Here is a 12,732-nt window from a genome sequence, read left to right as displayed (position 1 = left end):
GGGTAGAAGCGGCATCCTTTAGCTACTTTCTTTAAGTAGCTAAAGATATAGCGAATAACCGGAAACAGCTCCTGACATTGAAGCTTAAAAGGCTAAAATTATAGTATTTATTCCTTATATTTGAGAGTATAAAGTTAAAATATTCCTTATGAAATCGCCATTAACAAGCAGTTTGTGTAAACAAATGAAATTCGCTGAACACCTATGAGAAATATTAACTCAGTGAAGCAAACACCGATAAATAAAAGGCGATACCATATATGACCGCTAAAAAATAAATTTTACATATATGAAATCGATTAATCCAGATGATTTTAAAGTAACTAAAAAAATTGATTTGTCTAAAACGCCTACAAATTTATTTAATAAAGCCAGTGAGGATGATAAGGAGGAAAAGTTAGATAAGGTTCAGGCAAAATTGAGCGAATTGCAGGATGTGATGTATGCGCACAACCGCTACGGGGTTTTAATTTGTTTGCAAGGCATGGATACTTCGGGGAAAGACAGTTTGATTCGGGAGGTTTTTAAGGAATTTAATCCGCGTGGGGTAGTGGTGCATAGTTTTAAAACGCCTAATTCGACCGAACTGGAACACGATTATTTATGGAGACATTATTTGGCCTTGCCCGAAAAAGGGAAGTTTGCAGTTTTTAATCGCACGCATTATGAAAATGTTTTGGTTACCCGTGTGCATCCCGAATATATTTTGGGTGAAAATTTGCCTGGAATTGAGAATGTGGATGATATTATGCCTCAGTTTTGGGAGAATCGCTTTGAACAGATTAATAATTTCGAAAAACATATTACACAAAACGGGACAATTGTATTGAAGTTTTATTTTCACATGAGTAAGGAAGAGCAACGCAAACGCCTATTGCGACGATTAGAAGAGGAAGAGCATCATTGGAAATTTTCTCCCGGAGATTTAAAAGAACGCGAGCATTGGGACGATTATATGAGGTATTATGAAGAGGCAATTAATAAAACAACTACTGAAAATGCGCCTTGGTTTGTAGTTCCTGCCGATGACAAAGAAATGTGTCGTTATATTGTTGCTAAGATTATTTGGGAGGAAATGCAGAAATATACTGATATCAAAGAACCCGAATTAGACGATAAGATAAAAGTTAATTTTGCGATGTATAAAGAACAGTTGAGTAAAGAAAAGTGATAAGACATAAAAAAACACCTGACAGGTTTCTAAAACCTGTCAGGTGTTTTTTTAAGAAATATAATTTGTTACAATTTAAAACCGTAAGCCAGTCTAAGTGATACCTGACCAGCACCTTGTCCGGCAGTTCCATCGCTGTTGATAGTAGGAAAGTCAGAATAGTGTTCATAACGTGCCGAAATATCAATATATTTATTAGCATAACCAATACCTGGAGATACTAAAAAAGAGATTTGGTTGTATTTATTAGTAACAGGAAAGGCAGCACCGGCCTCGCCAGTTAAATAAAATTGGTCATTCCATACGAAAGCTTTTAATCCTGCTTTTGCAGGAACAAAACCTAAATCTTTCCCTTCATTTTCGCTCACAAAAAGGTTGGTGAAACCTGTAGTTAGCGTGATAGAGTATCTTTTTGTCAGGTCATATTGCAATCTGGCATCAGCACCTAAGGCTAATTTGTATGGTTTTTCGGTGGCATAACCGGCATTTAAACCAAATCCTAGTCGGAAACCTTGGTCGTAATTTTGTGTTTCTTGTGCTTTGGCTCCATTAAACGAGAATAAGGCCAGGACAAACAGAACGGTGGCGGTAATTTTCTTTGTAGTTTTCATGATTTGAGGGGTTTTAATAATTAATGTTTAATTTTTTCCGAACTTAAAAAAGAGGTTCTAGTGCTAAAAAACGGCAATTGTATTCAAATGTTGTGGGCATTGTTGAATTTTTGCTTCATGAAAAATGGAATTATTGATATTCAACAAAGTAGAAATCGGTAATAAAACTTGATTTTTTAAAAAGTAGGGGTTTAGCTAATGTTAGAGTAATCTTCGGACAATGTTTAGGTAAAATTGAGCTGTATTTTTTTTGGTTTTTATTTGAAAAGAGGAATAATTCTTTAAGGTTTGGTAATGTTTAGTTCATCCCGTTTTAAAATCCCTGGGCTTTCTTTGCTTCGAAAAATTAAAAACATACCAAGATGAAAAAAATTATTTTAGGGTTACTTTTAAGTACGGCTTTTTTCTCGTGTGAGAACGATAAAAACGGATCAGATGTAGTTTTAGCAGATCAATCTGTTACTCCAGTATTATTGAAGAAAAAAGAAGGTTTTGAAAAATTAGAGTTATTCTCTTTATTAACTTCTGATGATGTGTTACCACAGACTCCTAATTTTGTTTTTGGTGGTTCGGCAGATGGTAGCGGATTATTAAAAAATACAGATGGTACTTTTACTTTTTTGGTAAACAATGAAGATAATTTTGCTGTTTCCAGAATTACATTAGATAAAACTTTTAAACCAGTAGCAGGAGAATATTTATTGAATTCTAATGGTGGAACTTGGAGATTATGTGGAGCTACAATGGCTACTCCAGCAATTAATGGTTTTGGACCATTGTATTTGACTTGTGGTGAATCAGGTGAAGAATCCCGTACACATGGTGTGAATCCTTATGGAGATGTAGAATCAAATAGTGTTTCTAAAGAATTACCTGGATTTGGTCGTTTAAGCGCTGAGAATGCATTGCCATTAAAAGCATCGGCTTTTCCTGGGAAAACAGTTGTTGTAATTGGTGATGACGATTCAGGAACTTACGGAGGACAAATATTTATGTATGTTTCTAATACAGTAGGTGATTTGACTAGTGGTTCTTTGTATATGATGAAAAGAAACAGTGAGAATCAAAGAGAAAAAGACATGATTGTTGGCCAAAACTACCCGGTTACCTTTGTTAAAATTGACAATCATACTACTTTGACAGGTGCTCAAATTAATGCTTCTGTGAATACTTTAAAAGCGATTAAATTCGGTAGAGTTGAGGATTTGGATTACAGAAAAGGAGAAAAAGCAGCTGATAGAGAAGTTTATTTCAATGTAACTGGTCAAAACACAACAGGTGTTAATGCTGATGCTTCCAGAACTAAATATGGTAGAGTATACCAATTGAATTTAGACGAAAACAATCCATTGTCAGGAACTTTAAGAGTGATTTTAGATGGAGATGATCGTAACGGAATTGCTAAAACTTTCCAAAATCCAGATAACATTTGTGTAACTAAGAACTATGTATATGTTCAGGAAGATCCTAACGGTTATGGAGATGAAACGCACGATGGTTACATTTATCAATATGATATTGCTAACAAAACAATGAAAGTTGTGGTTGAATTAGACCACCGTCGTACTGAAACGGATGCTGCTAAATATAACGTAGGTGGAACTTCTAAATTTGGAGATTGGGAATATGGTGCTTTGATAGATGTTTCTGAGCAATTAGGAATCGATGATACTTTCTTGTTAAGCGTTCAGCCTCATACATGGACTGGAGCTAAATACAAAGGAGTTGATGGAGGAACAGGTCGTCCTAATGAGCAACAAGCTAGCCAAATTGTATTGATCAAAGGATTAGCGAGATAATAAAATTTAAAAATACTTTAAAAAGTCCACGGTTTCTTAATAGGGAACCGTGGCTTTTGTTTTCCAATTAGGTTTCTATTTATTATGAAAAAAACATTCTTTTTTTTGCTGCTGTTGGTTGTAGTTTCCTGTCAGGAAGTTTCTAAAACCGAACAAGTAAAACAATTATTTCAAGCGGATATCACGCTTTTAGTGCAATCAGTTACGGAGTTAGAGACTTTAATAAAGTCAGATGCAAGTCAGGATAAACTTCAAAAACAATTTTTAGCAGCACACCAAAATTATAAAAGAATAGAAGTTTTTAGCGAATATTATTTCCCGGAAGTTTCTAAGGCCATTAATGGACCAGCCCTTCCCGAGTTTGAGGAAAATGATGGATTAGTATTAGCACCTCAAGGATTTCAGGTGGTTGAAGAGTTTTTGTTTCCAGCGTATGATAAGAAATCAAAAGCAGAATTATTGAAAGAAATAGGAATTCTTTCGGCTAATTTAAAGCGTTTGAATCGAATAGCAGAGACCAATGAATTAACCGATGCTCATGTTTTTGACGCCTTGCGACTGGAAGTTTTTAGAATAATAAGTATGGGAATTACAGGTTTTGATTCGCCTGTAGCACAAAAATCAATTTCAGAAACAGTGGTTTCATTGGAAGGAATACAGCAATATTATCAACTGTATGCTACAAACGATTCGGATGCCGGTTTAAAAATCATCAGTCAGGCAATTCGCTATTTAAAAGCCAATCCTGATTTCAATCGTTTTGACAGAGCGACTTTTATTCAAAATTATGCCAATCCGTTGAGTCGAAAATTATATCAAAGTCAGAAAGATTTGAAAATTCCGTTTTTTAATGAAATGCGAGGATTGAAAACCAATGCGGAAACCTTATTTGATAAAGAAGTTTTTGACGAAGAAGCCTTTTCTGGATTCCCGGATTATAAAACAACTAAAGAAAAAGCTACTTTAGGAAAATTACTCTTTAAGGATCCTATTTTATCGGGGGATAATAGTCGTTCTTGTGCTTCCTGTCATCATGCCGATAAGGCTTTTACCGATGGTTTAGAAAAAGCCCTTTCTTTTGATGGTAAATCTTTTGTAAAAAGAAATACACCTACACTCACTAATATTGCTTTCCAACGCGTTTTTTTCTCTGATTCGAGAGTGAATTATTTAGAAGATCAGGCGGTAGCAGTAATTACAAATGCCGATGAGATGCATGGTTCTTTAGAAGCTGCCGCTGAGAAACTAAAAAAGAATCAAAATTATATTCAAAAGTTTGAGAAAGCCTTTCCACAAAAAGGGATTACTGCTTTTGAAATTAAGAATGCCTTGGCTTCTTATATTCGAACACTAAGTAAATTCGACTCTAAATTTGATGCCTATATGCGCGATGAGGTTGCTTTTACAGCCAATGAAAAAGCAGGTTTTAATCTTTTTGCAGGCAAAGCCAAATGTGCCACTTGTCATTTTATTCCGTTAACCAATGGAACGGTGCCACCTAATTTTATGAAATCCGAAAGTGAAGTTTTGGGAGTTCCTGATGTTAAAGGAAAATTAGATGCCGATTTAGGGAAATACAATTTGACCAAAGCGATTATTCATCAACATTCGTTTAAAACACCAACGATTAGAAATGCTGCATTAACAGCGCCTTATATGCACAATGGTGTTTTTAAAACCTTGGAAGAAGTAGTCAATTTTTATAATGAAGGCGGAGGGAAAGGATTGGGTTTTTCGTTAGAAAACCAAACCTTGCCTGAAGATAAATTGAACTTGACCGATTTAGAGAAAAAACAATTGGTTGATTTTATGAAAACCCTGACCGATAAAAAATATTTGAAATAAGTTAGATAATACAGCCACGAATTGCTTCGCCTGTTCGTTATCGCTTGGGTCACGAATGATTTTTTGAATTGAAAATAAAATTTGTGAATTCGTGGCTATTTCTAATTATCTGGTTTGCTAATAAAGTTAATTCTTCTGGGGAAATATTATTAGCAACAAACCTTAATATCGATTCGCTTCTGCTTACCTTTGTCGCCTTAAAAAAAATAAAGTGACTTTAACTACTTATACCAAAGAGTTCTCCTATAATTTACGATTGGCATATCCTATTATTTTGGGAATGCTTGGGCATACTGTGGTAGGACTTGTAGATAATGTGATGGTGGGGAAATTAGGCCCTACTGAATTAGCAGCAGTTTCTTTGGCTAATAGTTTTGTATTTGTAGCCATGTCGTTAGGAATTGGTTTTTCGACTGCCATAACACCTTTGGCTGCCGAAGCAGATGGTGAACAAAACATTGAAAAGGGTAGAAGCGTGTTTCATCATGGTTTGTATTTGTGTACTTTTTTAGGCTTTTTTCTGTTTGTATTGATCATTTTTGCCAAACAGTTACTGGGTTTTATGGGGCAACCTGAAAATGTAGTTGCATTAGCTAAACCCTATCTCGATATTGTGGCTTTTTCGTTAATTCCATTGATTATTTTTCAAGGATACAAACAATTTGCCGATGGAATGAGTGAAACTAAATATTCGATGTGGGCTACTATCTTAGCGAATGTTATCCACGTAATTTTAAATTACATATTCATTTACGGAATTTGGATTTTTCCTGAATTGGGAATGCTTGGCGCAGCCATTGGAACTCTTGTTTCTCGTTTTATAATGTTGGGATACATGCATTATAAGATGAAGAAAAATGCAAAGTTTCATCCCTTTTTTGATGGCTTTTCACTTAAAAAAATACAACGAAAAATCAATCTAAAAATCATTCGCTTAGGAGCCCCTTCTTCAATGCAAATGTTTTTTGAAGTAGCATTGTTTACAGCAGCGGTTTGGCTTTCAGGACGATTGGGAATTGCCAATCAGGCAGCGAACCAAATTGCGCTGAGTCTGGCTTCATTTACTTTTATGTTTGCCATGGGATTGAGCGTTGCAGCAACCATTAGGGTGGGGAATCAAAAAGGTTTAGGCGATTATAAGAAAATGAAAATAGTGGCTTTCTCGATCTTTCTATTGGCGGTTTTATTAGAAGTTTTCTTTGCGTTGTTTTTTGTTTTGTTTCATAAACAAATGCCGGCTTTGTTTGTAGATATGGGTAATTTGAAAGATTTAGTAGCCAATACCGAAGTGATAACCATAGCGGCTCAATTGTTATTAGTAGCAGCTGTTTTTCAAATTTCTGATGGAATTCAGGCGGTAGTTTTAGGAGCATTAAGAGGTTTACAAGATGCCAAAGTTCCGATGTATATTACCTTTGTGGCCTACTGGGTTGTGGGATTTCCGATATCTATTTATTTAGGATTTTATACCAGTTTACAAGCAGTTGGAATTTGGATTGGACTTTTGGCAGGATTAACAACAGCAGCTTTATTTTTGTATATTCGCTTCATTAGATTAACAAAGCAGTTGATTTTAGAAAAACATTAAAAATACGAAGTAGTGCTTTGTTTTTTCGAATGAAAATACAGCAACTAAAAAAAATAATCAAATTAATTACAGAATGGAATTACCAAAATTTGTACTCGGCGACAATACCGATTTTCCTGATGATATTTTTATCATCCATTTAGATTATCCAAGATTTATCATTAACCTAAAAGATGATGAAGTGGAATTTATGGAAGAAGCAGAAGATCTTGACGAAGCCGAATTGAATGCCGAAATGGAAGGTTTAATTGAAGAGGCGAATGCTTTTTATGATAGAGAAATGGAACGCTACGAGAAAGAATAGTTTTTGTTTTAATATTTGTAAATTAACAGTTTAGTGGCTGTAAAATGATTAAATTTAATCGTTTTACAGCCATTTTTTTTCTTTCAATATTTTTAAAAAATAAGGGTAACAAAATCAAATACTAATTGATATATAATAAACTTAAAAAATACAAAAATGAAAAATTTAAAAAAAATAACTGTTGTTTTAGCTTTAGGTTGGTATTGTTTAGCAAATGCTCAAATCAATACCACAAGTAGTACTAAAGTGAGTCTGGGTAAAGAAAATACCGCTGTTGAATCCAGTCAAAAGGGAATCAATGGGATCAATAATAATGGGATGCCAAATAGGATTTCGATGAATGTTACTGTTGCAAAGCAGACACAAGGGGCAACCTTTGGAGAAAAGGTAAATTCAGGAAAGATAAATATTAGGCTGATTGAAAATGGCTGTGTCGTTTTATTTCCTCTCAATTCTGGATATAAAATTAATGTAAAGGATAATAGTATTAATGACTTGACAGCAACTGAGCGTTCTACTTTTGGCGAAAAAGTAAATCAGGGCTTACATGCAGCTGGTGGCTCATTATCGCAAGGAGCATCATTATTGGGTGGTGCTTTACCGGGAGGTGCTATTATCTCGGCTGCAGTTTCCAGTGTGGGTAATTTAGCAGGTGGCGCTGGTGGAGGTGCTGCAGCTGCATCATACGCTAAAAGTGCAAAGAAAGTATATACAATTCAGGATGAAGATACTGATACCGTAATGGAGTTGCCAGATGGAGAATTTGAATTGGTATTTGTGATTTCGCAAAAAGCCAAATCAGGATTAAAAGATACCTTAAAGACTCAGGTTCGTATTGGTTTTACAGTAGAAAACGGAGTCTTGAAAACCAAACATGATACGGCTAAGAATTCGGTAGGCAATATTAGATAAAAAGATATTTATTAGAATTATGCTATCTAAGGCTTATTTTTAAAATAAGTTTCCAATAATAATTGAGCGGCTGCAAAGGGTGAGTATTCATTGTTTTGTACCGCTTTTTTAGTTTTTTCTAATAAATCCTGGATTTCAGAATTTGTATAAAAATCTTGTTGTAATTGATTGTGAATTGTTTCTAATAGCCAGAATTCGTTTTGTTCTACTCTTTTAGTGTCGAAATAACCATTGCTTTTTGTCAGTTCGATGTATTTTGAAATTATTTGTTCTATTTCAGCAATTCCGTCATGGGTTTTGGCACTACAAGTTGTGGCCAGTGGAATCCATCCTGATTTTTTTGAAGGGAAAAGATGCAATGCACGACTTAATTCGGTTTTTGCTTGTGTGGTTTTTGGGATGTTATCCCCATCTGATTTGTTGATTACAATAGCGTCTGCCATTTCCATAATGCCTCTTTTGATGCCTTGTAATTCATCACCGGCTCCTGCAATTTGCAATAATAAAAAGAAATCAACCATGCTGTGAACAGCGGTTTCACTCTGTCCTACGCCTACGGTTTCAATGATAATGGTATCAAATCCGGCGGCTTCACATAGAATTATGGTTTCTCTTGTTTTGCGTGCTACTCCGCCCAGTGTTTCTCCTGATGCCGAAGGCCGTACATAAGCATTAGGATCTTTAGCTAATTCTTCCATTCGTGTTTTGTCCCCCAGAATGCTTCCATGCGAAATAGAACTACTAGGGTCAATTGTGAGCACAGCTATTTTTTTGCCTTGGCTGCTTAAGTGTTTTCCAAAAGCTTCAATAAAAGTACTTTTCCCTACTCCGGGAACTCCGGTGATTCCTATTCGAATGGATTTATTAGCATGTGGCAAACAGGCATTGATAATTTCATTGGCTTTCGCAAAATGATTGGGATTGCTGCTTTCAATTAAAGTAATGGCTCTACTGAGCGCACTAATTTCTCCAGCCAATACGCGGGTAATGAGTTCTTCGGTGCTAGGTTGCGCCATTCGGGCTTGCTGAATTTTCTTCAACACAGCAGTATTGAAAATTTCAGGGCTGTCTTCGTTCTTGGCTGAGGTGGGCTTATCTTTTTTCAAAATAGAGAATGCTTTAAGTAAAAATAATACATTAAAAGGAAATAATTTGATATTCCTGATAAGTTTATGATACTTGTAAATTAGTGAATATCTTTGCAGCACTATGAGCAATATAATTCTAATTTTTGTCTATTTACTTCTAGGTGTTGCTTTGCAATACGTCAAATGGTTTCCAACCAATAGTTATAAACTAATTAATAAGTTTGTTATTAATGTCTGTCTTCCGGCTTTGGCTTTGTATTATATTCCAAAAATACAATGGGATAATAAGTTGCTTTACCTTATTGGGGTAACTTGGATTGGTTTTGCTATATCTTTCTTTTTATTTCGCTTTTTAGGAAAAAAATACGGTTGGTCTAAAAAATTAATTGGCTGTCTTATTATTACAGCAGGTTTAGGAAATACCTCGTTTTTAGGTTTTCCTATCGTCAATGCACTTTATGGTTCCGAAGGTTTGAAAATGGCTATTTTAGTCGATCAGCCAGGGACTTTTGTGGTGGTTTCTACTCTTGCTGTAGTTGTGGCTACGATGTATTCTAAAGATGCAACAAGCGGAGGGACAATAGTCAGGAAAGTAATGTTGTTTCCTCCTTTTATTTGCTTTTTAGTATCTTGTATTGCTAATGTTTTAGGTTTGGATTTTCATGATTATGTCCAATTTGGATTGACAAAGTTAGGTAGCTTGCTTACGCCTTTAGCTATTATTTCGGTAGGTTTGCAATTGCATTTTGATAGTCGAAGCCAGCATTGGAAATTTCTTTGGATAGGATTAGCCTATAAGTTGTTCATTACTCCGGCAATATTGTTTGTATTGTATGTTGTTATCTTAAAACAACATGGATTAATGATTCAAGTAGCTTTGATGGAAGCCGCAATGGCACCAATGATTATGGCTAGTATTGTGGCTACTTCTCATGGTCTCAAACCCCGATTAAGTAGTATGATGATTGGTTTTGGGATTCCTATTTCTTTTATAACATTGGCTTTTTGGTATCTTATTTTGCAATACATTTAAAGGAAGTATTTCTTTTTAGGAGCAGAACGATACATTTCCAAAACAACTTTTGCTCCTGCTGTTCATTACAATCTCCCGATGAAAAATCGGGAGGATTTTCATTGCCATCAGGGCTAGAGAGTACGTTTTTATTTTCAAAACAACTTTTATTTTTTGTAAATAATTATTTATATATTTGGAAAAGTGTGATGCAGAATCAAGCTGTGTTTCTTTACTCTTAATAGGGGGATAAATACTTTTTTGTAGCGTGTATATCTAGTTAGGTACAATATATAATAAAAACTATATCTAAAAAATGACTCCAGAATATAGAATAGAAGTAGAAAAGAATATTAAAGAATATTTTAAGTCATTTGATGATATAAAAGAAATTGTAAACATCAAATGCGAGGAAACTTTTACTGACTTAGGTATTGTCGTAAATGTTTGGAATGTGAAAACTGAAGACGAAGCATTTTGGGTTGTTGAAGGTGATGATGCTCCAATGAATTTATATACTCAGAATGCTAATTACCTTTCTGCTGATGAAGCATATTCTTTTCATATGGGATTGACGCAAAGATTAGAAAAGAGACATAAAAATGAATTCAAACATATTATAGAGGAAATTCCTTTAGATATTGGACATCTAAAATCAATTAATAGAAAGCTAAATATGGCTTCTGAAAAATTATCAATAGATTTAGAGCCAGAAGAATTTCAGTCTATTGGGTTATTATGTAGAGAAAGCCTAATTGATTTATCTAAGGAACTCTGCAATAGAAATCCTGAATTAGTAAGTGAGAAAGGATTAAAGAAGTCGGACTTTAAAGGTGTTGCAAATGCTTTTATTGAATATTATATTCCCGGAAGTGAAAACTCTGATTTGAGAAATTATTCGAGAAAACTAGTTGATAGTGCTTGGAGCTATAATTCGATGTTAGTTCATTCGCAGAATAAAAAGTATCCAGATGCCAAAATTGCATTATTATTTACTTGTACTACTATTAGTTTAATTGAGAACTTATTTTTTAAATATCTAGGTTTTGACCAAGAATTGGCTTGCTCAAAATGTGGAAGTTTGCAAATAGAATTCATTGAATACGAAAAAGACAAAATTAAACAAGTTTGCAAAAAATGTGATAATGAAGAATTAATAACTTTTGCAGAAGAATAACTTTACTTTTGTAATATAACTACAAACAAGAAATTTTCAAAAATCAAATATTCAGTATTCTCTCTTTAACAAATTTTTATTCTTATTAAAACGGCTGTCAGTGTTTTTTGATTAACTTTATTGGGAATTAAAAATAGATAAAAATGGCAACAATACGTTTAGGAGATACGGCTCCGGATTTCAAAGCAGAAACTACGCAGGGTACTGTACAATTTCATGAATGGTTAGGTGATTCTTGGGGTGTTTTATTTTCGCATCCATCTGATTTTACACCAGTTTGTACAACAGAATTAGGTACTGTAGCTAATTATTTTCCTGAATTCCAAAAAAGAAATACTAAGGTTATCGCATTAAGTGTGGATGGATTAGAGTCGCATTTAAACTGGATTAAAGACATCGAAGAAACTCAAAATGTAACTTTACAATACCCAATTATCGCTGATGAGAACAAAGAAGTAGCTAATTTGTATGATATGATTCATCCAAATGCGAATGACACTTTCACGGTTCGTTCAGTATTTATTATTGGAGCTGATAAAAAAGTAAAATTAATCTTGACTTATCCGGCTTCTACAGGAAGAAACTTTGACGAATTGCTACGTGTAATTGATAGTTTACAGTTAACAGCTAATTATAGCGTGGCTACACCAGCCAACTGGAAAGACGGTCAGGATGTGGTTATTTCTCCATCAATTCCAGATGAAGATATTCCGGCTAAATTCCCAAAAGGATTCAATCGCATTAAATATTACTTAAGAATGACACCACAGCCTAATAAGTAATTTCGTAGGTTCTGGTTACAAAAAAAGTACAATGAGAAAATTTCTTATTGTACTTTTTTTGTTTTAGGCGGAGTCTTAGTCGTAATGGTGTCGGCATTTTACAATTTGTATTTCATCTTCCAAATACCTGTAAATTAATCGATGTTCATCATCAATTCGGCGTGACCAAAACCCGGCATATTTATGTTTTAGAGGTTCGGGTTTTCCTATACCTTCAAATGTTTTAATTTTTCTATGGCAGTATCAAGACGTTTTTCATTTAATCGTGATGACAATTCGTGATTTGTTGCCATCAATGAATTGTATTCTTCAAGCGATATCACTACAATCCCTGAATCTTTTCCTCGGTTAATAATTAGAGTCTCAAAATTCTTCGCTACTGCATCAAAGTAAGATTTAATATCTTTTCTGAAATCGGAAATATTTGTAACTATCATAATGTG

At 34.3% G+C, this 12,732-nt stretch carries 12 protein-coding genes and 1 pseudogene; 9 read left to right on the top strand and 4 right to left on the bottom strand.

Going from position 1 to position 12,732, the window contains the following annotated elements:
* The first annotated feature begins 289 nt into the window (after positions 1-289).
* The gene (locus EOD40_RS07345) at positions 290-1,171 is read left to right on the top strand and encodes a PPK2 family polyphosphate kinase (protein ID WP_128194241.1); all 882 of its coding nucleotides are present in this window, start codon (positions 290-292) and stop codon (positions 1,169-1,171) included.
* 68 nt (positions 1,172-1,239) lie between these two features.
* Here the strand turns inward: EOD40_RS07345 and EOD40_RS07340 are convergent, their stop codons facing one another.
* Positions 1,240-1,782 carry a hypothetical protein gene (locus EOD40_RS07340; RefSeq protein WP_128194240.1) on the bottom strand — a complete coding sequence of 181 codons (543 nt, stop codon included), beginning with the start codon at positions 1,780-1,782 and terminating at the stop codon, positions 1,240-1,242.
* A gap of 362 nt (positions 1,783-2,144) precedes the next feature.
* On the opposite strand from EOD40_RS07340, the gene EOD40_RS07335 reads away from it, so the two are divergent.
* From EOD40_RS07335 to EOD40_RS07315, 5 genes are all read left to right on the top strand, one after another.
* Positions 2,145-3,581, top strand: coding sequence for a PhoX family protein (locus EOD40_RS07335; RefSeq protein ID WP_128194239.1), 1,437 nt, complete (start codon positions 2,145-2,147; stop codon positions 3,579-3,581).
* Between the two features lie 84 nt (positions 3,582-3,665).
* On the top strand, positions 3,666-5,426 hold the full coding sequence (locus EOD40_RS07330; RefSeq protein WP_128194238.1) for a cytochrome c peroxidase: 1,761 nt from the start codon (positions 3,666-3,668) through the stop codon (positions 5,424-5,426).
* Between the two features lie 211 nt (positions 5,427-5,637).
* Entirely contained in the window at positions 5,638-7,014 is a 1,377-nt protein-coding gene (locus EOD40_RS07325; protein WP_128194237.1) for an MATE family efflux transporter, read from the top strand.
* Between the two features lie 73 nt (positions 7,015-7,087).
* Positions 7,088-7,318: a hypothetical protein gene (locus tag EOD40_RS07320; RefSeq protein WP_128194236.1), complete on the top strand. Its 231-nt coding sequence runs from the start codon at positions 7,088-7,090 to the stop codon at positions 7,316-7,318.
* A 156-nt stretch (positions 7,319-7,474) separates the two neighbouring features.
* Positions 7,475-8,230: a hypothetical protein gene (locus EOD40_RS07315; RefSeq protein WP_128194235.1), complete on the top strand. Its 756-nt coding sequence runs from the start codon at positions 7,475-7,477 to the stop codon at positions 8,228-8,230.
* Positions 8,231-8,256: 26 nt separating this feature from the next.
* Here EOD40_RS07315 and meaB read toward each other — a convergent pair whose 3' ends face one another.
* Positions 8,257-9,336 (bottom strand): methylmalonyl Co-A mutase-associated GTPase MeaB, encoded by a 1,080-nt coding sequence (gene meaB / locus EOD40_RS07310; RefSeq protein WP_231129594.1) that lies wholly within the window; start codon positions 9,334-9,336, stop codon positions 8,257-8,259.
* 103 nt (positions 9,337-9,439) lie between these two features.
* Between meaB and EOD40_RS07305 the strand changes: the two genes are divergently transcribed.
* From EOD40_RS07305 to EOD40_RS07295, 3 genes are all read left to right on the top strand, one after another.
* A complete protein-coding gene (locus EOD40_RS07305; RefSeq protein ID WP_128194234.1) occupies positions 9,440-10,351 on the top strand; it encodes an AEC family transporter in 912 nt (303 codons plus the stop codon).
* 295 nt (positions 10,352-10,646) lie between these two features.
* Complete coding sequence (locus EOD40_RS07300; RefSeq protein ID WP_128194233.1) at positions 10,647-11,507, top strand: hypothetical protein; 861 nt, start codon at positions 10,647-10,649, stop codon at positions 11,505-11,507.
* A gap of 143 nt (positions 11,508-11,650) precedes the next feature.
* A complete protein-coding gene (locus tag EOD40_RS07295) occupies positions 11,651-12,289 on the top strand; it encodes a peroxiredoxin (RefSeq protein ID WP_128194232.1) in 639 nt (212 codons plus the stop codon).
* 75 nt (positions 12,290-12,364) lie between these two features.
* Here the strand turns inward: EOD40_RS07295 and EOD40_RS18175 are convergent.
* Together EOD40_RS18175 and EOD40_RS18170 are read right to left on the bottom strand one after the other, a co-directional pair.
* Positions 12,365-12,508 (bottom strand): annotated as a pseudogene (locus EOD40_RS18175) (Txe/YoeB family addiction module toxin); the annotation flags it as partial.
* Entirely contained in the window at positions 12,496-12,726 is a 231-nt protein-coding gene (locus EOD40_RS18170; RefSeq protein WP_128194231.1) for a type II toxin-antitoxin system Phd/YefM family antitoxin, read from the bottom strand. The pseudogene EOD40_RS18175 and the gene EOD40_RS18170, both read right to left, overlap by 13 nt.
* Positions 12,727-12,732: the final 6 nt, after the last annotated feature.

Source organism: Flavobacterium sufflavum, assembly GCF_004016525.1.
In the GTDB taxonomy this organism is placed as follows: Bacteria; Bacteroidota; Bacteroidia; order Flavobacteriales; family Flavobacteriaceae; genus Flavobacterium; species Flavobacterium sufflavum.
Note: the sequence above shows the minus strand (reverse complement) of the source record. Positions and strands in the feature narration are given on the sequence as shown.